We start from the raw sequence: 24963 nt of genomic DNA, 5'->3' as shown, positions 1-24963 counted from the left end.
TAACTACTTGAATCGAAAATCTCTGAGCGTCGTGTTACAGTACGGTTTCGTCTATCTAAACGATTCAGGTATTCACGAAATTACGTCCGACAGTATAAACATCGCAACGATGTACACATCGATCGCACGGCCGCCGTGCGATCGAGTGTGTCTTGTCTTCCGATCTCTACTATAGCGAGACCCCCGCTGTTCGGCCTTGTTCAGGTAGCTGAAATCTATAATACACCTGTAACCTCTACGGGGAAATCTGTGGGTAATAGTGGGCAACGCATATCAGCGGTGGGTCCGTATCGGCTGTCGATGAAAGTCGATGCGACAGACCTCAAAACGAACGAGACGGACGACCGGGGTCGAGTCTACCTCGGCACCGAGTACGCGAACAAGCGCGTAACCGTCGCTGTCGTTGAGGTCGAGTCGGACCGGCCGGACGACGACGAGCTGGCAGCCGCCTATCGGGAGGCCTCCGAGAGCGCGGAGGCACTCGCCGAGGAGTGGGGCGAAACGTCCGACGAAGCGTGGGAAAGCCTTGACGAGTGACGGCACGGACGTACGACGGGGCGATGTGGTTGTCGTTCGGCTTGACCCCGCCGAAGGACACGAGATGAAGAAGACGCGGCCGGCCGTGGTCATTCAAAACGATATCGGAAACCGGAACTCCAGTACGACCATCGTCGCGCCCGTCACGGGGACCTACGGCGAGTATCCGTTCGAGGTGTTCGTCGAGGCGGACGGGTCACCGCTCGAAAAGGACTCGTCAGTCCGGCTAGACCAGATTCGAACCGTCTCGGTTCCGGAACGGATTCACTCGGCCGTCGGTTCACTCGACGGACCCACGATGGCTGAAGTCGACGAGGCGCTACGGCTGAGTCTCGATCTCGATTGAGCTACCGGTTCTCTCTTTGCTCGTCTGGTAGTCCCGGAGGTGTTGTATGTTCTTATGAGACCTCAGCGAGTGTAAAGTGACTTCAGATTTGTTAGATTATTTTTGTAAGAGTGGTTATATAGAATGGGTGCCTTTAGTACGCACAGATGGAGTCAAAACGAGCGCACCGTTCGAGGCGGGGTATACGGGCTATTAGGGCGAGCCGTCGGCAGGTACTCACCGCAGGCGGTCTCTTGGCCGCCGGTGCGCTCAGCGGATGCCTTGGCAGCGTTGCGAGTGCGACGACCAATACCGGCGCTTCACCCGCGGCACCGTTCGCAGGTATTGGGGGATACACGGGCCCGTCACCGATTGATGAGCCAACCGTATACAAACTCACTCCAACAGTCTCCGCAGACATCGGCCCTGTCTCAGACGACATTGAACTCGAAGCGTGGGTAACTGCAACCGCTATCGGAGCTACCTGTTGCTTTGACTACAACGATGACTCTACTGGAAGCAACCGAGCCAACTACAACAACAGTCGAAGCAACAAATCGACCATCCGCGGACCCAGTGATGCAGACTCCGACGCCGACGGACTCGACGACACGGTCGAACTCCGCTCAGACGTATTAGACCTAGAGAACACACTCCTCTCCCAGACGAAAGCAGCAGCTGACTCCATCAGCAAGCGCTCCGCACGCACAGGACGGCGCGGAATCACAGACATGGGCGACACCATCGAAGACATACAAGCCACGTTAGAACGCTGCTCCGACGACGTGTGTGTAACCGTCCGAGAACACGCAGACGGCCGAAAGAAACTGACCCAGCAGGCAGCCGCACACATCGACAACGACGGGTGGGAGGCCGCTGACGAAGCCGTTCAAGATGTACGAGAAATCGTCGAAGGAGACATCAAACTTCTCGAATCATCGCTGGAAGATACCGCTGAAGAGTCACTCAGTAATTCTCACTTACAGGAACTGACTGGAGCGAGCTCCGAAGATATCGGTGCTCTCTATGAGTACCTCGCTGGTGAACCCATACTCAGCGAGCAGTTCACCATCACGGTCCCTGATGCTCGACTCTCCGCTGGAAACGTCGCACTCGTCGACGAACTCACGCCTCGCCGCATCATCGAGTACGTGACTGGAAGAGCTGATGACGATGGGCACGTCTACGCGTGGGGGGACAACAGGGTCTCCAATGAAAAAGACAATTCCAGCCCGATTTACGAAGGAGATGCGGTCGGTGGGGAAAACGTCCTCAACAGGGGTCTCATGGTCGACGATAGTTCGCTGTACAACTCGGATACGTTCCTCTCTGCTGCCTCCGGACCAGTCGACACGGGCATTCACCTCGAAGCATCAGGCAATAACGGGACAATCACCGTCACCGTACAGAACGACCCGCCACAGACCACGGAGACGACACCCACTCTCGCGGTCAGTGCTGATGGAGCGGCTCCCGAACCCGCTGACTTCGATGAGTGGGGTTTTGAAAGTGGTGAGAGCGCGGTTACGTCGACGCTTGTATGTCCGGTTATGGTCGCGCCACCGGACTGTCCGTCGCCGTTCCCTGCGTTGTTGTACGTGCGCCGCTGTAAAAACGCTGACCAGTACATCTACTCGGGTGGATGGGTTATCGACGATGGCAGCCTCTACGAGAACTCGGTCACACTCGTGGCGGTAGACGGCCCGACGGAAGTCATCGACGTTGGCGCGGGTGATTTGGATGGGGATGGGTACGGTGATGTGATGGCCCGCCACCTGTCGGGAGACCGAGAGCGACGAGGGGCTCGGGTGTTCGATGGAGCGGTCTCGGACGCAGTTGCTGAAGGTGTGCTTTCAAAATCGGATGGTGAAGACATTATCCTTCGGAAGCGGCCGGGGCGAGAGACGCGCCAAGAGGAGGGAACGAGCGACGTCCCTGTGGTGATTGCTCAGCAGGGACGACTTGTTCACTTCACAGAGGGAAACACCTCTGATACGGTGAAGTTCAAAGCTGGGGCAGAACTCTCGAAGAGCGTGAAGTGAACTACCCCTGCCTACTCAGCCGCTGACGCGGCTTCCCTAAGCCGCCTCCGCTCAGCGGTTCTCTCTTTGCTCTACCTTGTTCAACTCGATCAGCAGTCGAAAGATCGCCTTCACGAGGTTCGCATCGACGTCGAACTGTTCGGCGTTCATCCCGGCGCGTTCCATGACGGCCTCCTCTTGGGATTCGTCCGTCGTCGGCAGCCCCCGTTCGCGCTTGACCGCCGCGATGCTCTCCGCGACGTAGGTCCGCTGGGCGATCAGTTCGACGATCTCCTGATCGATAGTACGGATCTCCGTGCGGAGTTCATCGAGGTCCATCTCCGCGGGATCGCCACTCATCACCGACTCGTCGCTCCCGTCCGTTGTGTCGTTGTCAGCCATGTTTTTCCCTTGCGTTGACTCCAGACCTCCGACAGCGCTTCGAGCGCGTCGCGGTCACCGACGGCGGTATAGCTCGGCCCGGTGCCGGACAGCGAGGCGGCTGCGTCGGGCAAGGCCTCGACGATCGGCTCGGCCGAACGATCCAGCGCCGCACAGAACGCAAAGCCGTTGACGCACATCGCCCGTCGGTACTCGCCCTCGACCGCCAACTCGTAGGCGACGTCCGCCATCGGGGCGATCCGCTCACACCTCGAGACGTCCGCGTCGGCCGAAAACCCCCGCTCGTCGGGCGTGTAGACGAGGACGTCCCACTCGGGCTCCTCGCGATCGAGCAGTTCGTCCTCGGTGTTGTCGGTGACGGTGACCCCGCCGAGCATCGACGCCGAGGCGTCGTCGAAGGCGCCCGTGACGGTGACGCCGACGTCCCTGGCCGCGTCGACGCCGATCCGGCAGGCCTCCTCGCGGTCGAGGTCGACGTCGAGCGCGTCGAGCGTGGCGAGCACTGTCGCGTTCGCGGCGGCGCTCGAGCTCTTTAACCCCGATGCCATGGGGACCTCGCTTTCGGTCCGGACGTGGCCCCCCTCGCCGTCGCCGAACCGCTCCGTGACGGATTCGACACAGCGTTTTATGAGCCGCGTATCGGCGTCCGGTGCGCCATCGATCTCGCCGGTGACCGATCCCGAGCCGTCGAGTTCGACGGTCGCTTCGGTGTACGCGTCGATCGCGAACGCCGAACCGTATCCGTTCGCGAGGGCGTTCAACACGGTACCGGCCGCCGGGGCGGCTGCACGACCAACCATCGTCCTTCACTCGCCGGGGGGACTACAAAGCGGTGACGGTCGCTGTTCGGATTCGGTGCCCCCTTCGTACGGATCGGTGTCCCCTTCGTACGGATCGGTGCCCCGATGGAACGGTCACCGCCTGCCGTTCCGGCGGTGACCACGCTCGGACGACGACAGTCCGTATCAGAACGTGTCATGTGGGTTGGCGTCGTCGTATCCCGGCGAGCCCTCCCGGACCGGGTGCTCGCGGGTAGCACACGTCGAGGCGACTCACACATCGAGGCAGCTCACACGTCGAGGCGGCTCACGCCTCGAGGAGTTCCACGAGGTTCCCGTCCGGGTCGCGGACGAACACGAGCCGTGTCCCGCTCGCGGTCGTCCGCGGCTCGCTCAACGGGTCGATGCCGTCCGGAAGCGCGTCGACGAGGCCGTCGACGTTCCCGAGTGAAAAGGCCAGATGCGTCCCGCCGGGCTGTGGGAGCGTCGCCGGCTCACGGGACGCATCCGTCGGCTCGTACTCGACGAGTTCGAGCCGGCCGTCACCGACGTCGATGTGGACGAACTGCCCGGAGACGCCCTCGCTTCCGACGACCGTCTCGAAGGCCTCACCGGAGACCGAAAAGCGGCTTTCGACCGTTCCACCGATGACATCCGTATAAAATTCGACCGAGCGATCCAGGTCGGAAACGGTCAATCCGGTGTGATGCATCGTCGTCTCGACCGTGCTATCCGGGCCGGCATCACTGTCGGGATCGGCATCACCGTCGGGATCGGCATCACCGTCGGGGCGGGCGTCACTGTCGGAGTCGGCGTCGGAGTCAGAATGCGACATTGTTGGGCTTCGTAAGCGATGTGGGTCGAGTCACCGAGCGAATCGAGGAATGCTCGCTAGGGGATTTGAACCCCTGTCATCGGCTCGAAAGGCCGATATGATTGGCCGGGCTACACCAAGCGAGCGACGTATTCCCGTCGGGTACGGCGCGGTATAAAACTGTCTGTATCGATCGGAGCGATCGACTGCTTTCACGCGGTTTCGGTGTGTGATCTCACACCACGAGTGCGTTCTCGTCCTCGGATCAGACGTCGAAGACGACGTACGCCCGCCATCCGGATGCGGTTCGCTCGAGTTCCATCTCGGAGTACGTCACGGCCTTGATCTCTCTCGCGTCGACGGCCACCAGAGGAACGCCGCGTGCGGACGCCTCGAGTACCGGGTCCTCGCGGTCCTCGATAGAGACCCGATGGGCCGTCGGTAAGACGCCCTCGACGTCGCGTCGGTAGATGAGTTCGTCGAGATAATCGAACAACAGCGCGTCCTTCGACTCGGCGACGAGCGACATCGAAAACCGGTCGCCGCCCTTGGGGATCGACGCACAGTGTGCGGCCGAGAGTCCGGCCGCGGCGGCTTCGAACGTGTTCGCCAACGTTTCGCCGGTCGCCTCGACCGCGACGTCGGCGGTGTGAGCCTTGAGCTCGAAACTCATCGGGTCGGCCCACAGGGTCCGGCCGGCGGCCCGAATCGTGGTGTGGTTGCGACCGCGACCGGCCTACCGAATTCGGGGAGGCCCCCGCCTCGAAGCGTGGTCGACGTACCGTATGCGGGATCGTCCATCGGGTTCGCAGACACACCGGGCGGACGAAAGCCTTGTGTCCCCCTCGTCTCGGCGTCGGGCGGTGGAGTTATATTATATCGAATCGTACCACGCGACAGTGAGTGTCACCATCGAGCTCCGTGTGTTCGAAACCGGTGACGACAGCCTCGTCGAGAGCGCGTGGGCGCTGAAAGAACGGATCAGACGCGAGGAAGGCGTCCTCAAACAGCGCCGCGGATTTTTCTCCGATGCGTACCGTCGTTCGAAGGTGTACGCGCTGGTCGAACCGGGCTACGAGGACGAGACGCTGGTCGGGTTCGCGTCGACACGACGGGACGGCTACGTTCTCTTTTTGGCCGTCGCCCCCGAATACCGCGGGGAAGGGCTCGGCCGGCAGCTCGTCGCTGCGGTCGCCGACGATCACAGTTCGGTCACCTGTCACGCTCGGGCGACGAACGACGCCGCACTCGCGTTCTACAGACATCTCGGCTTCGAAGTCGAGCGGCGCGTCGAAAACTACTACGAGGACTCCGGCGACGCCTACTACCTCCGACTCGGTGACGGCGGTCTGGCCTCGAAGCTCTCGCGGTTCGTTCCCGGACAGTAGCCGGGGTGGAGACGACAACGCTTTCCATCCACCTGCCGAAGCCGGGATATGGACGGTCGCACTCGCGAGTACCTCAAAGGGCGGTTCGGCGACTACTACCGCCGGGCCGATATCTCGCCGCCGCCGGCCGGCAACGAGCGCGAGTGGGGGTACATCACCTGGAGCGCCGGCGGAACGACGATGGTTCGACACCACTCGCTTCTCGACCTCGCGGGTGGGGGCGATCTCGGCGGGTTCTTGGCAGCCGAGCGGCCACGCCACGTCTACTTTTCGGCGGGGCGATACGACGATCCCGGCGCGGGGACGATGGGGCAGAAGGGGTGGCGCGGCTCGGACCTCGTCTTCGATCTCGACGCCGACCACCTCCCCGGCGTCGACCCGGAAACGACGAGCTACGCCGAAATGCTCGCGTCGTGTAAGGACGCGCTGTACCGGCTGCTCGATCTGCTCGAGTCGGATTTCGGCTTCGAGGACCTCGAGGTCGTCTTCTCGGGCGGCCGCGGATATCACGTCCACGTCCGCCGGTCGGACGTCCTCGGGTTGGGACGGCGTTCGCGGCGGGAGATCGTCGAGTACGTCCTCGGCGAGGGAATCGAGTTCGACGACATCGTCACGACACGGGCGGTCACCGGCAGCGCCGGCCGACGTTCCCCGGCGCAAAAGCGGACGCTGCCCGACGGCGGCTGGGCGGAACGTACGGGAGAGCGGCTCACCGCCTTCTTGGAGGAGCTGCTCGCTATGGACGAGGCCGACGCGATCGCCCGCCTCCGGGAGTTCGACGGCATCGGCGAAGGGAAGGCGACGGCCGCACTCAACGCCGCGAGGAACAATCGGGCCGAGCTCGAAGCCGGCAACGTCGACGTACACCCGGCGGTCTACGGGCTCGCGAGGCATCTCTTCGAGGAGGTCGTCGGAGCGGAGTCGGCCCCGATCGACGAGCCGGTGACGACCGATATCAACCGTCTCATCCGACTGCCGGGGAGCCTCCACGGCGGGACCGGACTGGCCGTTCGCCGGATCGAGCGCTCGGAACTCGAGGCGTTCGATCCGCTCGTCGACGCTGTCCCCGAGACGTTTCTGGGCAACGAGATCACGGTGTATGGCCGCGAGGAGACGACGGTCGACCTCCGCGGCGAAAGCTTTAGGCTTCCGGAGGGTGTCCGTTCCGTCCCGGAGTACGTGGGCGTCTTCGCGATGGCCCGTGGACACGCGAACAAGACAGGAGAATGAATCTCGACGAACTCCAATCGGTACAGGCGCGCGAACGCCAATCGAGCGACCTCCAGCACCTGCGCTCGTCGTTTTATACGGAGGTCGGCGAGTTCATCGGCGAACTCAACGAGAAGCGTACGGAAGCCGTCGAAGCCGCGGACGATCCGTTCTCCGAACCCGAAGTCCGGCGACTCACCGACGATATCGAGACCGCCAAAGGGACCGTCGAGGCGATCTACGAACGACGCGTCGGAAAAGTCGTCAAGAAGGCCTCCATCGCCGCCGCCGGAATGCCGGTCGAGGAGGCCGGCCTGACGAACGAGGAGGAAGCGCTCTTCGAGGAGCTCGTCGGCCGCATCGAACGGAACCGTGAGACGGTGTTGTCGGTCCTCGACGGTGACGCCCCGTCGGTCTCACTTTCGGGCTCGGATCCCACCTCCGGTTCCGATCCCGCCTCTGGTCCCGATCCCGCCTCCGGTTCCGATCCCGCCTCCGGTTCCGATCCCGCCTCCGGTTCCGATCCCGCCTCCGGTTCCGATCCCGCCTCCGGTTCCGATCCCGCTTCCGGTTCGGACCGCACGTCCCCGGAACCGACCCCGGCGTCCGGCGAGGATCCGGACGGTGTTACCGCCGCCGATCTGATGGGCCGTGGGGACGACGGACGTTCGGATCCCCCGCCCGTCGGGGCCGACGGCGGGGCGGCGTCCCCGTCCGAGCCCCCCGCCGACCCGGAGGCGCCTCCCGTCGAGGCGGTACCCCCCGAGCCGTCCCCGCTCGACACACCGGCGGCGGACGCGGACCGTACCGACGGAACCTCGCCCCCAGGAGAAAGCGACGCCTCCGGAGTACCCAGAACGACGGTGCGTATCACCGCCGATGTCGGCGAGATCGTCGGGGCCGACGACCGCGATTACCATCTCGGTGCCGAGGACGTCGTCACCCTGCCGGAGCCGAACGCGGACGTCCTGGTCGGAAAGGACGCCGCAGAGCGGCTGTAGACGTGAGGGCGCTGGAGAGGGGGTGAGGGCGCTGGAGAGGGGGTGAGGGCGCTGGAGAGGGGGTGAGGGCGCTGGAGAGGGGGTGAGGGCGCTGGAGAGGGTACTGGAACGAGGACACCGGACGCGGCCGAGTGACTGTACGACCGCACGTCGTACGGTACCCACGGGATCGTACGACCACCACTTCGCCGGCGAGGACATCGAGTACGTCGACGTCACCAGTCTCGTCGACGAACGTCACCGGTCTCGTCGACGAACGTCACCGGTCTCGTCGACGAGTACCCGCACGTACCCGGCGGCGACGGCGGCCGTCTATGGATCGGAACCGCAATTCGACCGATAGTAACGTACGTATCCCCGTGGTGCGGTTTTCAAAGAAAGATTTAAGTATATCTAAACCTAACTACAGGTTAGTATGAATGAATATACCCGATCGATCCAGGGCGACGTGGACGGCGCTGTCCGTCACTACGAGTACGACGAGAGTGCCGTCATCGTGGCCGACTTCGGCCCCGTCGAGGGGGCCGTCGACGTCGTCGATGGGACGGCGATGGTCGTCGTCGACGACGACCAATACGAGTTCGACGTGCCCGAGCACGTCGACCGTGCCGTTATGAACAATGGGGTCGTCACCCTCGAAATGGAGCGATAAGCTATGAGACTGACAGTCAAACCACTGAAACAGAAGGACGCCGGACGTGGACTGGCGGCGATCGACCGCGCTGCGATGGACGAGTTGGATCTCGAAAACGGCGATTACATCGTCATCGACAGCGGGGAGTCGCGCGCCGTCGCCCGCGTGTGGCCGGGCTACCCGGAGGACCAGGGCCGCGGCGTCGTCCGGATCGACGGCCGGCTCCGCGGGGAGGCGGACGTCGGTATCGACGACAGCGTCGAGATCGAACCCGCGGACGTAAACCCCGCAAAGGAGGTCACCGTTGCACTCCCGCAGAACCTCCGGATCCGCGGCAACATCGGCCCCCACATCCGTGACAAACTCAGCGGCCAAGCCGTCACGACGGGACAAAACGTCCCCTTCTCGCTCGGCCTCGGGCCGCTCTCGACCCAGAGTGGGCAGCGCATCCCGCTTCGGATCGCCGACACCGACCCGAGCGGGACGGTCGTCGTGACCGACTCGACCGAGATCACGGTGAGCGAAAAGCCCGCCGAACAGATCGCCCAGTCGGGCGACGGCGGGGCCGGGGCCGGGGGCGGCGGTGGTACGCCCTCCGTGACCTACGAGGACATCGGCGGTCTCGACGAGGAGCTCGAACAGGTCCGCGAGATGATCGAGTTGCCGATGCGACACCCCGAGTTGTTCCAACAGCTCGGCATCGAGCCGCCGAAGGGCGTGCTGTTGCACGGCCCCCCCGGGACCGGGAAGACGCTCATGGCGAAGGCCGTCGCCAGCGAGATCGACGCCCACTTTACGAACATCTCCGGGCCCGAGATCATGTCGAAATACTACGGTGAGTCCGAAGAGCAACTGCGCGAGGTGTTCGAGGAGGCCGAGGAGAACGCCCCCGCGATCGTCTTCATCGACGAGATCGACTCGATCGCGCCCAAACGCGGCGAGACGAGCGGCGACGTCGAGCGCCGGGTCGTCGCCCAGCTGTTGAGCCTCATGGACGGCCTCGACGAGCGCGGCGACGTCATCGTCATCGGGGCGACGAACCGCGTCGACGCCCTCGATCCCGCCCTGCGGCGCGGCGGCCGCTTCGATCGGGAGATCGAGATCGGTGTCCCGGACAAGGAAGGCCGCAAGGAGATCCTCCAGGTCCACACCCGGGGAATGCCACTGGTCGACGGGATCGACCTCGATCAGTACGCCGAGAACACCCACGGCTTCGTCGGCGCCGACCTCGAAAGCCTGACCAAGGAGGCGGCGATGAACGCACTCCGCCGGATCCGCCCCGAACTCAACCTCGATCAAGAGGAGATCGACGCCGAGATCCTCGAGTCGATGTCGGTCACCGAGGCCGACCTCAAGGACGCGCTGAAAGGGATCAATCCGAGCGCGATGCGGGAGGTGTTCGTCGAGGTCCCGGACACCACCTGGGCGTCGGTCGGGGGCCTAGCGGACACCAAAGAGCGCCTCAGAGAGACGATCCAGTGGCCGCTCGAGTATCCCGAGGTCTTCGAGGCGATGGACATGGAGGCCGCGAAGGGCGTGTTATTGTACGGTCCGCCCGGGACCGGGAAGACGCTCATGGCGAAGGCCATCGCGAACGAGGCCAACTCGAATTTCATCTCGATCAAGGGTCCAGAACTCCTGAACAAATACGTCGGTGAGTCCGAGAAGGGCGTCCGGGAAGTCTTCGAGAAGGCCCGTTCGAACGCCCCGACCGTCGTGTTCTTCGACGAGATCGACTCGATCGCGGGCGAACGCGGCCGGAGTATGGGCGACAGCGGCGTCGGCGAACGCGTCGTCTCACAGCTTCTGACCGAACTGGACGGCCTCGAGGACCTCGAGGACGTCGTGGTGATCGCCACCACGAACCGACCGGATCTCATCGATCCGGCGCTGTTGCGCCCCGGCCGTCTCGACAGACACGTCCACGTCCCCGTCCCCGACGAGGACGCCCGGCGGGCGATACTCGACGTCCACACGCGGAACAAGCCGCTGGCCGATGACGTCGACCTCGACGAGCTGGCGGCCGACACTGACGGCTACGTCGGAGCCGACATCGAAGCCGTCGCCCGGGAGGCCTCGATGGCCGCGACCCGGGAGTTCGTCCGCAGCGTCGACCCCGAAGAGGCGGCAAAAAGCGTCGGCAACGTCCGGATCACCCGCGAGCACTTCGAGGAGGCCCTCGACGAGGTCGGCCCGAGCGTCGACGAGGATACCCGCGAGCGCTACGAGGAGTTGGAGGACGAACTCAGTCCCAGCGAGGAGCCGAGCGAGCCGGAGGTCAGCCGAACGTTCCAATAACCCGGCTCATTCGAGCTTTTTCACGCCGGCCTCCGTGACGACGCCGTCGAGCAGGTGCGTCGGCGTGGCGTCGTAGGCCGGGTTCGCGACCGAAAAGCCCTCGGCGGGTTCGCGCATCACTTCGGCCGGCGATCGGAACTCGTTTTCGAAGACGAACCCGTCCTCGATGAGTTTCTCGCTCGCGCCGACGACGGAGACGGGAACCGCGAGGTCGGCCGCCGTGACGGCGATCGGGAACGTTCCCACGCGGTTGTACAGCGTGTCCTCGACGATCGATGACATCCCGATGACGACCCGATCACAGCCGTCGAGGTAGTGCCCCGCCGCGCTGTCGACGATGAGAGTCACGTCGACGCGGTCGATCGCCCCGAGCGTTCGGGCGGTCCGTCGGCCCAGAAACCGCGGCCGGGCCTCGGTGACGTAGACGTCGATGTGGTGGCCCTCGCGGGCGGCGAGTTCGATCGCCTCGACGACCGTCGAGGAGTAGTCGTGAGTCAACACCGTCGCGCCGTCGGGCAGGAGGTCGACGGCGTTCGCCGCGGCCTCGTGTTTGGCGTTCTCGACTGACCCGACCACGTCGTCGATGGCCGCCTCCGTCTCGGCTTTGGCCGCCTCGACCGTGTCGTACTCACCGCCCTCGACCCGGGTGACGATCTCGTGTTGGGTGTTGTACAGCGAGGCGTGGGAGGGCTGGGCGCGCTGGAGGGCGCTGGCGTTGCGTTCGAGCGACCGGACGTACTCCTCGACGGTCGCGAACTCCCGGTCGAGGAGTTCCCGCAACGCTTTGGCCGCTTTGATGGCGACGACCGACGACGAGTGCGTCTGCATCTCACGGATCTCCTCGACTGTTTCGTCTATCATGCCCGTGGGGTCGTCCGGCGAAGTCATAGGCCTTCGGGGATTCGCCCGCCGTCGACTGTTCCGGAAGCCCTCCTCGCCGAACGGGTCGTTTATTCCGCTGGCAGCACAAACACGTTCGATGAGTAACCGCCCTCCGAACGGAACCGGAATGGATGCGTTCGCCACCCTCCATGCCGACGTTCGGGCGGCGCTGTCCGAGCGTGGGTTCACCACGCCAACGGCGCCACAGCGGAAGGCGATCCCGGCGCTCTCCGGCGGCGACCACGGCCTCGTCATCGCCCCGACCGGGTCGGGCAAGACCGAGACGGCGATGTTGCCCGTCCTCTCTGCCGTCTGTGGGCGCGACCCGCGACACGGGATCCAGGCGCTCTACATCACGCCGCTTCGGGCGCTGAACCGCGATATGCGCCAGCGACTCGATTGGTGGGGCGAAACCCTCGGCATCGAGATCGCGGTTCGGCACGGCGATACGACCGACTACGAGCGCGGCAAACAGGCCGATGACCCGCCTGACGTCCTCGTGACGACGCCGGAGACGCTGCAAGCGATGTTCACGGGAAAGAAACTCCGGCGAGCGATCGAGGACGTCGAACACGTGGTCATCGACGAGATCCACGAACTCGCCGCCTCGAAACGCGGGGCCCAGCTGACGATCGGGCTCGAACACCTCCGCGAGCACGCCGGGCCGTTCCAGCGGATCGGCCTCTCGGCGACCGTCGGCGACCCCGAGGAGGTCGGTCGGTTTCTGACCGGCGATCGCGGCTGTCGAATCGCCGAGGTCGAGGCGGGGTCGAACGTCGACGTCGCGGTCCGGACCCCCGAGATCACCCCGGCCGACCGAACCGCGGCCGGCGAGTTGCTGACCGACGCCGAGATCGCGAGCCACGTACGCGTCATCGACGGCCTCGTCGCGGCTCACGAGTCGACGCTCGTCTTCGTCAACACTCGCCAGACCGCCGAGGGGCTCGGATCGCGGCTGAAATCCTACGGGACCGACCTCGGGATCCACCACGGGTCGCTCTCGAAGTCGGCCCGGATCGAGGTCGAAGACCGGTTCAAAACCGGCGACATCGACGCGCTGTTGTGTACCTCCTCTATGGAACTCGGCATCGACGTGGGCCGGATCGACCACGTCATTCAGTACTCGAGCCCGCGGGAGGTCCGGCGGCTCCTCCAGCGCGTCGGGCGGGCGGGCCATCGTCGCGAGGAGACCTCCTCCGGAACGATCATCGCGACCGGCTCCGACGACGCCTTCGAGGCGCTCGCGATCGTCGGCCGCGCCGAACGCGGTGCCGTCGAGTCGGCGGGGATCCACCACGCCAGCCTCGATACGGTCGCAAACCAGATCCCCGGCTTGCTCATGGGATTCGAAGAACTGCCGGCGGCCCGCGCCTACGACGTCGTCACGCGAGCGTACCCCTTCCGTAACCTCCCAGAGGAGGACTTCAAATCGGTCGTTCGGGAGCTTTCGAGCAACCGGCTCCTGTGGCTCGAGGAGGACGAAGACCGCCTCGAGAAATCCGGCGGGACCTGGCAGTACTTCTACGCCAACCTCTCTATGATTCCCGACGAGGCCAACTACACCGTCAAGGACATGGCCTCCGGCGATCCCGTCGGGACGCTCGCCGAGCGGTTCGTCGTCACCTTTGCGGCCCCCGGCGAGACGTTCGTTCAGGGCGGGGAGATGTGGCGAATCACCGAGATCGACGACGAGGCCGAGGAAGTCCTCGTCTCGCCGGTCGGCGATCCAACCGGGGAGGTGCCCTCGTGGGTCGGCCAGGAGATCCCCGTCCCCTGCGACGTCGCCCAACACGTCGGACGGACCCGCGCGGAGGCGCGGGAGCGCTTCGAGGGCGGCATGGGGCGATCCCACGTCGCGCGGGCGTTCGCCGAACGGTTCCCCACCGACGAACACACAGCGAGCGAGGCGTTGAAGCCGGTCGAGCGTCACGAGGGGCCGGTCCCTTCCGACGACCGGATCGTCCTCGAAGGGTTCGGCCGCGAGATCGTCCTCAACGCCGCCTTCGGCCACACGGTAAACGAGACGCTGGGTCGGCTGCTGTCGGCGCTCGTCGGCCAGCGGACCGGCTCCTCCGTGGCGATGGAGGTCGACCCCTACCGGATCGAACTCGAAGTGCCGGCGGGGGTGACGATCGGTGACGTCGTCGAGATCGTCGAGACGACCGACCCCGACCACGTCGCGACGCTCGTCGAGTTGAGTCTCAAGAACGCCGATACGCTAAAATACACCCTCGCACAGGTCGCAGCGAAGTTCGGCGCGTTGAAACGCTGGAAGGGAAAGGGATCCAGCCAGAACCGGTTCGGAAAAGACCGATTGCTCAAAGCGCTCGAGGACACGCCGATCTACGACGAGGCCGTCCGGGTCGTCCTCCACGAGCAACTCGACGTGACGGGGGCAAGCGAGGTGCTCCGGCGGCTACAGACGGGCGATCTCTCCCTCGAGACGGTGGGCGAGCGGACGGCGCTCGGGCGGGCCGGACGCTCCTCGGGGCGGGAGCTGCTCGCTCCGGAGAACGCGGACGCCTCCGTCGTCCAGACGGTCAAAGAGCGGATCATGGAAGACCGGGTACTGCTCGCGTGTCTACACTGTGAGGAGTGGGACCGACGGCAGACGGTCGAACGGGTCACAGAACGGCCCGAGTGCCCGGCGTGTGGGTCGACCCGGATCGCGGCGTTGAACCCCTGGGCCGACGAGGTGCTCGAATCGGTTCGGGCCGACACGAAGGACGACGCGCAGCGAAAACAGACCGAACGCGCCTACCGGGCCGCGAGCCTCGTCCAGAGCCACGGCAAGAAGGCAGTGATCGCACTCGCCGCACGGGGTGTCGGCCCCCGAAACGCCGCGTTGATCATCAACAACCACCGCGAGGACGAGACGGATTTCTACCGCGATATCATCGAACGCGAGCGCCAGTACGCCCGGACGAAGTCGTTCTGGGATTGATCAGAGACTGAGAAGATCGCATCCATAAACCTCCGGCTCGCGGACGAAACGGGGGCAAACCGCCTCGCTCCGGCACTCGGGTTCGTCGGGACGACGGTGGCGATTCCGGTCGTCCTCTATCACATCTATCGTACCGACGTCGGGACCTTGCTCTGGATCATCGGGATCTTCCTCACGCTCTTTTTGTTCGAGTTTCTCTATTTGGAACATAGTTCGTTCGACCCCGGTAGCGATCCGTGACGCTCGACGACCGCTGCCCCGCGTATCCACACGGACTGTCGTCGCCGTCGATCGGATGGATACGCGTCGACGGCCTCCCACGACCGCGCATGCCGTTCTCGGCACGTCAGTTCGACAGATAAAAGTCCGACCGTGATCGCCTGTGCGGGGACGACTCCCGAAGTTTTTCGATCTTTGCCGGACTCCGGTCCCGGACGATGACGACGTCGTACGCGTCGTCGGTGGCAACGGCACGTCCGACGCTGAGTGGGGTGGTGATCCGTCCCGCGTTCTCGCTTCCGATAACGACCATCGACGCGTCCTCCTCGCGGGCCAGCCGCCGAAGGCGTCGTCCGACCATCCCCTGTGAGACGAACCGGTCTACGACTTCGTGGTGAAAGTCAGCGCTCGGGGCTAGATCCGTCACCTGCGTGTGTAACTCGGAGACGATAGACTCCAGGTCGAACGCCTCGTCCTGTTCGATCCATCCCCGTTCTTTCGCATACTCCACGCCGTTCTCCGGGATGACACTCACGGCCAACACCGTCTCGTCGAGCGCGTTGGCGAACTCCGTCGCACGGACGAGTGCCGCTTCAGCGAGCTCCGATCCGTCGAACGGGACGAATATGGTCATGTAAAGCTACGCGTCCAAGGGCATCCTATATCCTGTGGAACGTTCTCACTGTTCGATAACGGTTCCCCCGGTTCGGGGGCGAACACGTCGTACGATCTCTACTATATGACCGCTCACAGGCGCTGATCCGGGAACCGATCTCATACTGACGAACAAAAGAATGTACACACGACGCACGAGGATCACGCCGTTCGACGGAGCGAACGGCGGATCACTCGTGAGTCGGTTTCATTTGATTTCGTCCACCAGTATCACTCGCCGTCGGTCGCTCCCGTCTTCGCGCCGGTCGGTTCGACCTTTTTTCCGGTCGCCTTCGGGATCACCCGATGTGTCCCGTCCCGCCACTCGCGATCTAGCTCCCGGCCCTCGAAGAGCCGGTCGAGAAAGACCGCCAGGCCGGCGACCTCCGAGTGCGGCTGGTTCGTCACGCCGACGTTGTAGTCGGCCCGCTCGTAGACGTCGAAGGGGACTTTTTCGGCACCGACGACCACCAGAACCGGTCCGTCCTCGTGCTCGGTTCGGATCTCGGATTCGACCGCCTGGATCGGGAGCCCGTACATCGTCAGGTGGACGACGATGCCGTCCCACGCCCGGATGACCGCCCGAGGTTCCTCCGTCAACTCGACGTCGAAGGGGCCGCCGAACCGATCTGTGATGTCGGCGATCGTCTCTTTCGATCCCGAGGCGGCACCGGCGATCGTGACCCTGTCGGCGCCGAGCGCCCGGGCGGTCAGGCCCACGTGCGTCGTCATCCGGTTGTCCCGCCCCGGCCGGTGGCCGAGTCGGAGGACGACGACCTCGCGATCTGTGTGCATACGATTTCCGTTTCCCGCGGGCGTGTTAGCTTCTGCGGTGCAGGACGCTCATCGGCGAGGAGCGCCGTCCGCGAACTCGGACAGCGCGATACGCGGGGGACAAGCGTCCGTCATTCCGCCTTTGCACGCCGTTCCGTGGTTTTGTCACGTACGAATGTGCGTCCGAGTGAACGCACTCCCCGCGTGACGACGGCGGTTGATATAAATCACCCAACACCGTACTGTCGAATCAGTGATCGTCGTTGCGACGTCGGATTTCGAGGTGTATCACGACGTAGTCGGCGAGTTACGCGACCGAAACGTCCGGTTTCGGACGGTCGAACCCGGGGCGGACCTCCCGGAGGGGGCGACGGTCGCCGTCGTCGGCCCCGAGGACGAACACCCGCCGATCCCGACGGTTCGGGCGGACCCGGCCCGTCCCCGGCGGGCGGTCGAAGAAGCGTTGGCCACGCTCCGCGGTGCCGACGGGCGAACGACCGTGGGGATCGACCCCGGCGACCGCCCTGGGATCGCAGTCCTGTCCGGCGAGACTGTCGTCGCGGCGTTTCAGGTCCCGATCGCCGACGCCCCGACGATCGTCGAACGCGAACTCGAGGGCGCGACCGACCCGCTGATCCGGATCGGCGACGGCGCGCGACTCCGCGGTTCCCGTCTCGTCGATGCGATCGAAATCGAGGACGTTCCGATCGAACTCGTCGACGAGACGGGGACGACGCCGTATCAGGGGGTGGGCGTCCGAGGGATGGGCGACGTACTCGCGGCGGTCAACATCGCACGTATCGGCGGCGAGGAGATCGAATCGAGGGACGTCACGCCGACCCCCGGAGAGATCCGGATGATACAAAAGCGCTCCCGCGAACGCGGTGACGGCCAGCGTACGATCGACGAGGGACTCGCCCGACGGGTCGCCCTCGGTGAGTTGTCGATGGAGGAGGCGCTCCGTCGACACCGCGAGCGTTGCTGATACTGGTGGACGAAATCGAATGAAACCGACTCACGAGTGATCCGCCGTTCGCTCCGTCGAACGGCGTGATCCTCGTGCGTCGTGTGTACATTCTTTTGTCCGTCAGTATGAGCGGAACGACCGGACCGAGACGACGACCGCCGGACACGTCGCCTCCCGACGCCTTCGGATACGTCGACCCGTGGCCCTTTTGTTTCGCTCGGCTGATGGCGAGGCATGTCAGTCACCCTTCGCGTCCTCGTGTTGCCGGCGTTCGACGATATCGAGGGCGTTCCGAGCGAGGCCGAACCCTGGACACGGGCCTACGAATTCGAGCACGCGATCGACGTTCCGGGACTTTCGGCCCCGCTGCGACACACCGACCGCGGCCTCGGGCTCGTCCCGACCGGAATCGGAAAGACCGCCGCCGCGACGACGACCGCCGCGCTCTGTGCGAGCGACGACGTCGACGTCGGGTCGGCGCTCGTATGCTCTGTCGGCGTCGCCGGCGGCCCCCCCGAACTCCCGATTGGGTCGGTCGTCCTCGCCAATCACGTCGTCGACTGGGACGACAAATGCCGATTCGACCCGAGCACGGACGGGTCGGGATCGGTCGCCCACAACCCCTATACTGACGCGCAGGGCGTGTTCGACCTCGACGCCGGGCTCGTCTCGCGGGCCGAATCACTGGCCGAGGGGGTCACGCTCCGTGACGACGGGGGCGGCGAGGGTCCGGGCGTCGTCACCGGGACGAACCTCTGTGGCGACGAACTCTGGCACGGCCGCCGGCTCGCGGCGGAGGCGTCGTGGCTCGTCGACGAGTACGGCTGTCGCCCCTACCGTGCCACCGAAATGGAGGACGCCGGGACGGCACGCGCGCTCGAACGGTTCGGACACGCCGATCGGTATCTCAGCGTCCGCGGCATCTCGAATCACGACCGCCAACCGGAGGGCGAATCCGCCGAGGAGTCGTTCTTTTCGGCCGGGTTCGAGGCGGGGTTCGAGACCGGGCTCGAAAACGCCGTGGCGGTCGCACGGGCCGTCGTCGACGATCGGCTGCCGTGACGCCGCCGGCGACCGTCCGTGGCTGTGGGAGCCGTCGGTGGCGGCGGTCGGTCGCCCCGAGGACGGCTCCAACCCGAGCCATTCAAGTACGCGCCCGGACACCTCATTGGTATGAACCACGCTCGGTCCACGAAGAAGCGAACCGGCGGCCGTCGGCGAACCGTCCGAAAGAAGCGCAAACACGAACTCGGGTCAGCTCCCACGGAGACGCAACTCGGCGAACAGGAGCTACAAGTCGTCGAGACGCGCGGCGGCAACGAGAAGGTCCGCGCCGTCGAAACGGACGTCGCGAGCGTCGCCACGGACGACGGCGTCGAGCGAGCGTCGATCGAGGACGTCGTCGAGAACGCCTCGAACCCGAACTACGTCCGCCGAAACATCGTCACGAAGGGCGCGGTCATCGAGACCGACGCCGGCCGAGCGCGCGTCACCTCCCGGCCCGGACAGGACGGACAGGTCAACGCCGTTCTCCTCGAGAACTGATACTGGTGGACGAAATCAAATGAAACCGACTCACGAGTGATCCGCCGTTCGCTCCGTCGAACGGCGTGATCCTCGTGCGTCGTGTGTACATTCTTTTGTCCGTCAGTATGAGTACGGACTGTCGTCGTCCGGGCGCGGTCGCCGCCGGCACCGTGCCGGCGGTGACCGGCACATCGGGACGCCGATCCGTATGATACCGTCAGCCGGCAGTCCCGCTATCGCTCTCGGTAGCGACAGTGAAATCCAGCGACGCGTCGATAGAACGCGGGGATGACGTCGGTTCGCAGATCCGCGTCCGGTCGCTCCTCGAACGCCTCTTTGGTGAGCGAGCGTGCGTCGTCGATGGCGTACTCAACGTGGGGTGGGATCCCCCGCTCGTCGACGGAGCCGAGATACGCCCAGATAAACGCCGATTCGAGTCGGTCGTAGAACGCCTCGTCCGGGGAGAATCCGCTCCGGTCGTCGCTCTGTAGCCGGTAGTACGTACTGGTGATGAGATCGGAGCCGTCCTCGATACCGTGATCGAGAAACGATCCGGTCGTCGTACACTCGTGCGATTCGGGTCCGTCGTCCGTCATCTCGTGTTCGTACATGCCCGAAGTTTCGTGACGGCGGTACAAGAACCACGCCTGAGTGTGTGAACGAATTGCACATCGATCTCCGTCCGCCACCGCTTCATACTGACGAACAAAAGAATGTACACACGACGCACGAGGATCACGCCGTTCGACGGAGCGAACGGCGGATCACTCGTGAGTCGGTTTCATTTGATTTCGTCCACCAGTATCAACTCGGTACGTCCGGCAGTGTGACTGTCGGCGTTTGCTCCGTCGCTACCGCACGTCGGGCGAGATCCGATACCGGCCGATCGCTCCCGGCCGTCAGATCGGCCGATCGCTCCCGGCCGTCAAACCGCATCCCTCGACGGCCCAGGCGGACGTCCCGATCGGACCGCTTTTTGAGGACGGCGTCACACGTACGCCCATGACGATACACTCCGATTGGGGCGATTGGCTCCCGACGGCCGTCGCCGAGGCCGAACCGGAGGGGCTCGATCTCTGGTATCTCGGCTGTAACGGCTTCGTCCTCAAGGCCGCGGACGGCACGACCGTCTTTATCGATCCGTACCTCGGCACCGGAGACCCCCCTCGAACGGTCCGGATGATCCCGATCCCGTTCGCGCCCGAGGACGTGGATTCGGCGGACGCGGTCCTCGCGACCCACGAACACACAGATCACACCCACGGACCCTCCCAGGCACCGATCCTCACCGGAACGGACGCGACGTTCTTCGGTCCCTCCGGTTCGGTCGAGATCGCCGACGGCTGGCGTACGGCCCACGGTGTCGCGGCCGGCGATCTCACGGAGGTCTCGGAGGGCGATTCCATCGAGGTCGGATCGCTGTCGGTCCACGTCGAACCGGCCCACGACCCGGACGCCGAACACCCCGTCTCGTACGTCGTCGAACACGACGCCGGGACGTTCTTCCACGGCGGTGACGCCCGTCCGAGCGAGTCCTTCGAGGCGATCGGCTCGGCGTACGATATCGACCTCGCGGTCGCCGCGTTCGGCTCCTCCGGGATGGTTCCGGACAAACGGACCCGCGAGCCGACGTATACCGAGTGGTACTCGAACGAGAACATGGTCGCGGAGGTCGCGAGCCAACTCGAAACCGACCGGCTGCTCCCGACACACTGGGACATGTGGAAGGGTCTGACCGCCGATCCGTCCGCGATTCGGGACCACGTGCGTGGATTCGAGTACCCACGGACGGTCGACGTCCTCGAGATCGGCGACAAGACGTCGCTTTGACTCCGGTTCGGCGTCCCGATCCGTCGCGTAGATTTATCCTCCGTCGGCCACATCGGGACGTATGGCTGACGCCGATCTCTCGGAGATCATGACGACGACGAGCGATGGTGTCACGGTGGAAAAATCGTTCGAACCGGACGACTTCCCCGTGCCCGCGATCGCGTTCGATATCCGATCGGACCGGGATGAGCGCGTTCGGGTCCGGTTCGCCGAGACGGTTCCCGACCACGTCGCCCCCGAAAACGTCGGATTTCATCCGAAGTACGGGGCGGAGTTTTGGGACGTCGACGAGGGCGACGTCGTCTTCGAACGGGATTTCGCGCCGGGCGAGGAGTATACCACCGTCTACGGCCTCCGGGGGGACGGATCGGACGTTCCGGAGGCGTTCCTCGGGGAGCCCCGAATCGACGCCGTTATTTCCTCGCCCGACGGAGTCGCCGAGCCGGATGTCCCCGACGGGGTCCCGAGCGAAGCGCAGGGTGAAGGGATCGACAGCGGCGGCGATGTCGCGGATGCGGACATACCGACCGTTTCGGAGGGGACGCCGGACGCCGGCATCGAGACGGTCGCGGTCGACGCCGGGGACGACCTCGACCGAACGGGTGACGCTTCCGACGGGGGCCGCCCACCCGAACGGCCGACGCCGACCGAAGGTGACGGGTCCCTCGACGCGCTCGTCGCGGAGATCGAGGACGCCGATCCCGACGATCCTCGAATCGTCACGCTCCGGGAGGCCCTCGGCACCGAGCCGGCCGGCCCGACCGTCGAAGCACGGATCGGTCATCTCCAGTCTACGGTCTCGGACCTCGAGGCGTACATCGACGCGCTCGAAGCGTTCATCGAGGAGAACGGCGACGGCCAACGGCTGCTCGAGGAGGTCAACGAGCAATACGAGGAGACGGCAGAACGGCTGGACGAACTCGAAACGGCCGTCGAGACGGCAACCGAGTCGGTCGATGCGCTCGATAGCCGACTCGAGGCCGGGCTCGAGGAGGTTCGATCCGACGTCGCGTCGGTGGAGTCGGAGACCGAATCGCTCTCGGCGGATCTGTCGACGGTGATCGAAACCCACGATCGGCTCTCGCGGGCTCTCGGTGGCATCGGGGGCGACGACGGAGGCGACGACACGCCCAAATAAACCAGTCGGACTTTATCCTTCGAGCGAGTCCCTCCGGTAATGACGACGATCGCCGTTGCCGTTCCGCGCAAAGGACGCCCCCTCGAAGCCGTCCTCGAACGGGTCGCGGCCGTCGCGGATATCGAAACGCGGGCCGATGCGATCGCCTCGACGCTGCGGTACGAAAAGGCCGTCACGAAGGGCGATCAGCCGGCCGATGGTGACGTCTACGACCGGCTGGCTACCTACAGCGATACGGGTCGATACGACCCCGAGTACACGCTGTTGCGCGACGCTCGGCCGGAGTCCCCTCGCCGGATCGTGTTCGACTCGCTCCACGTCGACTTCGGGGCGTACGATCTCCACTTGGTCGGACGCGAAGAGCCGTTCAGGGCGCTCCGGAAACACGAGTTCCCGCTCGGGTTCGACAGCGCCGACCTCGTCCTCGAGGAGGTCGTCGGCATCGAATCCGAACCGCTCTCGTCGCTCGGAGAACTCAACGACCGGATCGATCCCCACGACACGGACGTCCGGGTCGTCGACGGACTCGGCGATACCGTCGATCACGCGCTGCTTTCGACGCCGGACGTGGCCCGCGATCCCGACCGGGAGTTCCTCTCCGAGTACGAGGGGCCGCTGTGTATCTCCCCCCGGTACGAACGACTGGTCCGGGCCATTCTGGGTACCGACGCGATGGAGGGGCTCTCGTTTCGGTATCCGGGCGACAGGGAGGAGGAAGCCGCGATCGCCTCCGTCGGTCTCGGCGTGTACCTCACGGTCACGGGCTCGACGGCCCGGGATCACGGCCTCCGCGTCGGGGAACGACTCTTTCCGAGCGAGACGGTCCTGTTGGAAAACCCCGAAGAGCGGACCGACGCGGTGAGTACGATCGCCGAGTTGCTCGTCGGCGGCGTCGAAACGACTGCGTGAAGACGGACGGCTCGTCGTATCGCCCCGCCTCGAAAAGCGGTGAATCGAACGGTTCGTCCGGGTCAGCAGTTTCGAGGCGGATCCCCCGACCGCACGTCGTGTGGGACCGGCGGTTCATACTGTCGGACGTAACTACTTGAATCGAAAATCTCTGAGCGTCGTGTCACAGTACGGTTTCGTCTATCTGAACGATTCAGGTATTCACGAAATTACGTCCGTCAGTATCACTATCGCTTTGGGATCTCTGTGATATCTGCTGTCCGGCAGCATGGGCTGGGTGTCGATCCCACGTACGGTCCCTTGATGAATTATATAGGTGCCGAACGAGAGTCGGTATGTATGTCCGACGACCGAATCTTCACAGATAGCATCCACGCCGGTCAGGAACCGGATCCAGCGACCGGGTCACGCGCACCACCGATCTACCAGACGACGTCGTACGTATTCGACGACGACGAACACGCAGCAGAGCTGTTTGCGCTCGACGCCGAACCGGCAGCGTACGCCGCGGCCTATGCGGGCAAAAACATCTACAGTCGGATTCAGAATCCGACGACGATGACCCTCGAGAACCGCCTGGCAACACTCGAAGGCGGAATCGGGGCAATCACGACCTCGAGCGGCATGGCGGCACTCGACCTCGCGATCTTCCTGTTGGCCGAAAACGGCGATAACATCGTGAGCTCCTCTGCGCTGTACGGGGGAACCTACACGTATTTCACCCACACCGTCGAGCGTCGCGGCGTCTCGACGAAGTTCGTCGACACGCTCGATTACGAGGCCTACGAGGAAGCGATCGACGAGGACACCGCCCTACTCCACGTCGAAACGATCGGGAATCCGGCGCTCGTCACCCCGGATCTCGAACGGCTCGCGGACATCGCACACGACAACGACATCCCGTTGTTCGTCGACAACACCTTCGCGACGCCGTATCTCTGCCGGCCGTTCGAGTACGGGGCGGACCTCGTCTGGCACTCCACCACCAAGTGGATCCACGGAAGCGGCTCCACCATCGGCGGCGTGCTCGTCGACTCCGGAAACTCCCCGTGGGACGAGTGGGACTACTCGGAAATCAGCGAGGAGAACCCGGCCTACCACGGCGTCAACTTCGCCGAGCGGTTCGGGGACGCCGCGTTCACGTACGCCGCCCGCGCCCGAGGGCTCCGTGATCTGGGGAACCACCAGTCCCCCTTCGATGCGTGGGTGACACTCCAGAAAGTCGAGACGCTCCCGCTGCGGGTGGAACGACACAGCGAGAACGCGATGGCCGTCGCCGAATACCTGGAGGGCCACCCCGAGGTGTCGTGGGTTAATTATCCGGGCCTCGAATCACACGAAACGCACGACAACGCGAGCAAATACCTCGACGGTGGCTACGGCGGCATGATCACGTTCGGACTCGCCGAGGGCTATGAGGCCGGTCGGCAACTGGGCAACGAGGTCGAACTCGCAAGCCTGCTCGCCAACGTCGGGGACGCGAAAACGCTGATTATCCACCCAGCGAGTACGACGCATCAACAGCTCACCGAAGAAGAACAGCAGGCGAGTGGCGTCACGGGAGACCTCGTCCGCCTCTCGGTCGGGTTGGAGGCTGTCGACGCGATCATCGAGGACCTCGATCAGGCGATCGAAGCGGCGACGAAGTAGGACTCCTCACACCGTCGAAAGGACTCCTCACACCGTCGGGGGCAGCGGAGTTCGATACTGT

Annotated in this window: 25 protein-coding genes and 1 tRNA gene; 17 read left to right on the top strand and 9 right to left on the bottom strand. The window is 64.6% G+C overall.

The features are described from left to right. Positions 1-300 precede the first annotated feature (300 nt). The 3 genes from HZR14_RS05755 to HZR14_RS14165 all read left to right on the top strand — a co-directional run bounded on the left by HZR14_RS05755 (position 301) and on the right by HZR14_RS14165 (position 2904). On the top strand, positions 301-537 hold the full coding sequence (locus tag HZR14_RS05755; RefSeq protein ID WP_181691905.1) for a hypothetical protein: 237 nt from the start codon (positions 301-303) through the stop codon (positions 535-537). After that, complete coding sequence (locus HZR14_RS05750; RefSeq protein WP_181691904.1) at positions 527-883, top strand: type II toxin-antitoxin system PemK/MazF family toxin; 357 nt, start codon at positions 527-529, stop codon at positions 881-883. Before HZR14_RS05755 ends, HZR14_RS05750 begins: the two co-directional genes overlap by 11 nt. Positions 884-1593: 710 nt before the next feature. Next, positions 1594-2904 (top strand): hypothetical protein, encoded by a 1311-nt coding sequence (locus tag HZR14_RS14165; protein ID WP_220132455.1) that lies wholly within the window; start codon positions 1594-1596, stop codon positions 2902-2904. A gap of 51 nt (positions 2905-2955) precedes the next feature. On the opposite strand, the gene HZR14_RS05740 is transcribed toward HZR14_RS14165, so the two are convergent. From HZR14_RS05740 to HZR14_RS05720, 5 genes are all read right to left on the bottom strand, one after another. Beyond that, positions 2956-3285 carry a chorismate mutase gene (locus tag HZR14_RS05740; protein WP_370464956.1) on the bottom strand — a complete coding sequence of 110 codons (330 nt, stop codon included), beginning with the start codon at positions 3283-3285 and terminating at the stop codon, positions 2956-2958. Next, positions 3243-4085, bottom strand: a complete 843-nt coding sequence (locus HZR14_RS05735) for a shikimate kinase (RefSeq protein WP_181691903.1) — start codon at positions 4083-4085, stop codon at positions 3243-3245. The genes HZR14_RS05740 and HZR14_RS05735 overlap by 43 nt, the downstream gene beginning before the upstream one ends. Before the next feature lie 286 nt (positions 4086-4371). Continuing rightward, on the bottom strand, positions 4372-4899 hold the full coding sequence (locus HZR14_RS05730; RefSeq protein ID WP_305080126.1) for a VOC family protein: 528 nt from the start codon (positions 4897-4899) through the stop codon (positions 4372-4374). Between the two features lie 21 nt (positions 4900-4920). Further along, positions 4921-5024, bottom strand: a tRNA-Glu gene (locus HZR14_RS05725). A gap of 119 nt (positions 5025-5143) precedes the next feature. Then, entirely contained in the window at positions 5144-5551 is a 408-nt protein-coding gene (locus HZR14_RS05720) for an archease (protein ID WP_181691902.1), read from the bottom strand. Positions 5552-5777: 226 nt separating this feature from the next. Here HZR14_RS05720 and HZR14_RS05715 point away from each other — a divergent pair, with 226 nt between their 5' ends. The 5 genes from HZR14_RS05715 (at position 5778) to HZR14_RS05695 (ending at position 11408) form a co-directional block, all read left to right on the top strand. Beyond that, entirely contained in the window at positions 5778-6266 is a 489-nt protein-coding gene (locus tag HZR14_RS05715) for a GNAT family N-acetyltransferase (protein ID WP_181691901.1), read from the top strand. 48 nt (positions 6267-6314) lie between these two features. Further along, entirely contained in the window at positions 6315-7496 is a 1182-nt protein-coding gene (priS, locus tag HZR14_RS05710) for a DNA primase small subunit PriS (protein ID WP_181691900.1), read from the top strand. Continuing rightward, positions 7493-8476 carry a DNA replication complex subunit Gins51 gene (locus tag HZR14_RS05705; RefSeq protein WP_181691899.1) on the top strand — a complete coding sequence of 328 codons (984 nt, stop codon included), beginning with the start codon at positions 7493-7495 and terminating at the stop codon, positions 8474-8476. Before priS ends, HZR14_RS05705 begins: the two co-directional genes overlap by 4 nt. Before the next feature lie 415 nt (positions 8477-8891). Further along, positions 8892-9128 carry a DUF7127 family protein gene (locus HZR14_RS05700; RefSeq protein WP_181691898.1) on the top strand — a complete coding sequence of 79 codons (237 nt, stop codon included), beginning with the start codon at positions 8892-8894 and terminating at the stop codon, positions 9126-9128. A gap of 3 nt (positions 9129-9131) precedes the next feature. Next, positions 9132-11408, top strand: a complete 2277-nt coding sequence (locus HZR14_RS05695) for a CDC48 family AAA ATPase (RefSeq protein ID WP_181691897.1) — start codon at positions 9132-9134, stop codon at positions 11406-11408. A 6-nt stretch (positions 11409-11414) separates the two neighbouring features. On the opposite strand, the gene HZR14_RS05690 is transcribed toward HZR14_RS05695, so the two are convergent. Further along, the gene (locus HZR14_RS05690; RefSeq protein WP_181691896.1) at positions 11415-12269 is read right to left on the bottom strand and encodes an eIF2B alpha/beta/delta subunit family protein; all 855 of its coding nucleotides are present in this window, start codon (positions 12267-12269) and stop codon (positions 11415-11417) included. A 118-nt stretch (positions 12270-12387) separates the two neighbouring features. Here HZR14_RS05690 and HZR14_RS05685 point away from each other — a divergent pair, with 118 nt between their 5' ends. Next, entirely contained in the window at positions 12388-15234 is a 2847-nt protein-coding gene (locus HZR14_RS05685) for a DEAD/DEAH box helicase (protein ID WP_255479182.1), read from the top strand. Between the two features lie 96 nt (positions 15235-15330). Then, positions 15331-15474: a hypothetical protein gene (locus HZR14_RS05680; protein ID WP_181691895.1), complete on the top strand. Its 144-nt coding sequence runs from the start codon at positions 15331-15333 to the stop codon at positions 15472-15474. 106 nt (positions 15475-15580) lie between these two features. On the opposite strand, the gene HZR14_RS05675 is transcribed toward HZR14_RS05680, so the two are convergent. Together HZR14_RS05675 and HZR14_RS05670 are read right to left on the bottom strand one after the other, a co-directional pair. Further along, positions 15581-16087 carry a universal stress protein gene (locus tag HZR14_RS05675; protein ID WP_181691894.1) on the bottom strand — a complete coding sequence of 169 codons (507 nt, stop codon included), beginning with the start codon at positions 16085-16087 and terminating at the stop codon, positions 15581-15583. Between the two features lie 251 nt (positions 16088-16338). Continuing rightward, a complete protein-coding gene (locus tag HZR14_RS05670; RefSeq protein ID WP_181691893.1) occupies positions 16339-16902 on the bottom strand; it encodes a tRNA (cytidine(56)-2'-O)-methyltransferase in 564 nt (187 codons plus the stop codon). A 232-nt stretch (positions 16903-17134) separates the two neighbouring features. Here HZR14_RS05670 and HZR14_RS05665 point away from each other — a divergent pair, with 232 nt between their 5' ends. The 3 genes from HZR14_RS05665 (at position 17135) to HZR14_RS05655 (ending at position 19393) form a co-directional block, all read left to right on the top strand. Then, positions 17135-17866, top strand: a complete 732-nt coding sequence (locus tag HZR14_RS05665; protein ID WP_181691892.1) for a hypothetical protein — start codon at positions 17135-17137, stop codon at positions 17864-17866. Positions 17867-18082: 216 nt separating this feature from the next. Further along, positions 18083-18910, top strand: coding sequence for a phosphorylase family protein (locus tag HZR14_RS05660; RefSeq protein ID WP_181691891.1), 828 nt, complete (start codon positions 18083-18085; stop codon positions 18908-18910). A 111-nt stretch (positions 18911-19021) separates the two neighbouring features. Continuing rightward, positions 19022-19393 carry a 30S ribosomal protein S8e gene (locus HZR14_RS05655; RefSeq protein WP_181691890.1) on the top strand — a complete coding sequence of 124 codons (372 nt, stop codon included), beginning with the start codon at positions 19022-19024 and terminating at the stop codon, positions 19391-19393. Positions 19394-19608: 215 nt separating this feature from the next. Here HZR14_RS05655 and HZR14_RS05650 read toward each other — a convergent pair whose 3' ends face one another. Next, positions 19609-19986, bottom strand: coding sequence for a hypothetical protein (locus HZR14_RS05650; protein WP_255479181.1), 378 nt, complete (start codon positions 19984-19986; stop codon positions 19609-19611). Between the two features lie 391 nt (positions 19987-20377). Here HZR14_RS05650 and HZR14_RS05645 point away from each other — a divergent pair, with 391 nt between their 5' ends. The 4 genes from HZR14_RS05645 to HZR14_RS05630 all read left to right on the top strand — a co-directional run bounded on the left by HZR14_RS05645 (position 20378) and on the right by HZR14_RS05630 (position 24902). Beyond that, entirely contained in the window at positions 20378-21205 is an 828-nt protein-coding gene (locus tag HZR14_RS05645; RefSeq protein ID WP_181691889.1) for an MBL fold metallo-hydrolase, read from the top strand. Positions 21206-21266: 61 nt separating this feature from the next. Further along, on the top strand, positions 21267-22343 hold the full coding sequence (locus tag HZR14_RS05640) for a hypothetical protein (RefSeq protein ID WP_181691888.1): 1077 nt from the start codon (positions 21267-21269) through the stop codon (positions 22341-22343). A gap of 39 nt (positions 22344-22382) precedes the next feature. Continuing rightward, on the top strand, positions 22383-23252 hold the full coding sequence (locus tag HZR14_RS05635; RefSeq protein ID WP_181691887.1) for a phosphoribosyltransferase HisG-related protein: 870 nt from the start codon (positions 22383-22385) through the stop codon (positions 23250-23252). 339 nt (positions 23253-23591) lie between these two features. Beyond that, the gene (locus tag HZR14_RS05630; RefSeq protein WP_181691886.1) at positions 23592-24902 is read left to right on the top strand and encodes an O-acetylhomoserine aminocarboxypropyltransferase/cysteine synthase family protein; all 1311 of its coding nucleotides are present in this window, start codon (positions 23592-23594) and stop codon (positions 24900-24902) included. Positions 24903-24963 lie beyond the last annotated feature (61 nt).

Origin of the sequence: Natronomonas salinimetallica (assembly GCF_013839515.1) — an archaeon.
In the GTDB taxonomy this organism is placed as follows: Archaea; Halobacteriota; Halobacteria; order Halobacteriales; family Haloarculaceae; genus Natronomonas.
Note: the sequence above shows the minus strand (reverse complement) of the source record. Positions and strands in the feature narration are given on the sequence as shown.

What these genes read in the sequence shown, in the direction of transcription:
- HZR14_RS05660 (WP_181691891.1), top strand. Translation starts at nt 18,083, where the DNA reads ATGTCAGTCACCCTTCGCGTCCTCGTGTTGCCGGCGTTCGACGATATC.
- HZR14_RS05630 (WP_181691886.1), top strand. Translation starts at nt 23,592, where the DNA reads ATGTCCGACGACCGAATCTTCACAGATAGCATCCACGCCGGTCAGGAA.
- priS (WP_181691900.1), top strand. Translation starts at nt 6,315, where the DNA reads ATGGACGGTCGCACTCGCGAGTACCTCAAAGGGCGGTTCGGCGACTAC.
- HZR14_RS05720 (WP_181691902.1), bottom strand. Translation starts at nt 5,551, where the DNA reads ATGAGTTTCGAGCTCAAGGCTCACACCGCCGACGTCGCGGTCGAGGCG.
- HZR14_RS05635 (WP_181691887.1), top strand. Translation starts at nt 22,383, where the DNA reads ATGACGACGATCGCCGTTGCCGTTCCGCGCAAAGGACGCCCCCTCGAA.
- HZR14_RS05735 (WP_181691903.1), bottom strand. Translation starts at nt 4,085, where the DNA reads ATGGTTGGTCGTGCAGCCGCCCCGGCGGCCGGTACCGTGTTGAACGCC.
- HZR14_RS05740 (WP_370464956.1), bottom strand. Translation starts at nt 3,285, where the DNA reads ATGGCTGACAACGACACAACGGACGGGAGCGACGAGTCGGTGATGAGT.
- HZR14_RS05705 (WP_181691899.1), top strand. Translation starts at nt 7,493, where the DNA reads ATGAATCTCGACGAACTCCAATCGGTACAGGCGCGCGAACGCCAATCG.
- HZR14_RS05695 (WP_181691897.1), top strand. Translation starts at nt 9,132, where the DNA reads ATGAGACTGACAGTCAAACCACTGAAACAGAAGGACGCCGGACGTGGA.
- HZR14_RS05655 (WP_181691890.1), top strand. Translation starts at nt 19,022, where the DNA reads ATGAACCACGCTCGGTCCACGAAGAAGCGAACCGGCGGCCGTCGGCGA.
- HZR14_RS05730 (WP_305080126.1), bottom strand. Translation starts at nt 4,899, where the DNA reads ATGTCGCATTCTGACTCCGACGCCGACTCCGACAGTGACGCCCGCCCC.
- HZR14_RS05640 (WP_181691888.1), top strand. Translation starts at nt 21,267, where the DNA reads ATGGCTGACGCCGATCTCTCGGAGATCATGACGACGACGAGCGATGGT.
- HZR14_RS14165 (WP_220132455.1), top strand. Translation starts at nt 1,594, where the DNA reads ATGGGCGACACCATCGAAGACATACAAGCCACGTTAGAACGCTGCTCC.
- HZR14_RS05675 (WP_181691894.1), bottom strand. Translation starts at nt 16,087, where the DNA reads ATGACCATATTCGTCCCGTTCGACGGATCGGAGCTCGCTGAAGCGGCA.
- HZR14_RS05645 (WP_181691889.1), top strand. Translation starts at nt 20,378, where the DNA reads ATGACGATACACTCCGATTGGGGCGATTGGCTCCCGACGGCCGTCGCC.
- HZR14_RS05690 (WP_181691896.1), bottom strand. Translation starts at nt 12,269, where the DNA reads ATGATAGACGAAACAGTCGAGGAGATCCGTGAGATGCAGACGCACTCG.
- HZR14_RS05700 (WP_181691898.1), top strand. Translation starts at nt 8,892, where the DNA reads ATGAATGAATATACCCGATCGATCCAGGGCGACGTGGACGGCGCTGTC.
- HZR14_RS05755 (WP_181691905.1), top strand. Translation starts at nt 301, where the DNA reads ATGAAAGTCGATGCGACAGACCTCAAAACGAACGAGACGGACGACCGG.
- HZR14_RS05670 (WP_181691893.1), bottom strand. Translation starts at nt 16,902, where the DNA reads ATGCACACAGATCGCGAGGTCGTCGTCCTCCGACTCGGCCACCGGCCG.
- HZR14_RS05650 (WP_255479181.1), bottom strand. Translation starts at nt 19,986, where the DNA reads ATGTACGAACACGAGATGACGGACGACGGACCCGAATCGCACGAGTGT.
- HZR14_RS05685 (WP_255479182.1), top strand. Translation starts at nt 12,388, where the DNA reads ATGAGTAACCGCCCTCCGAACGGAACCGGAATGGATGCGTTCGCCACC.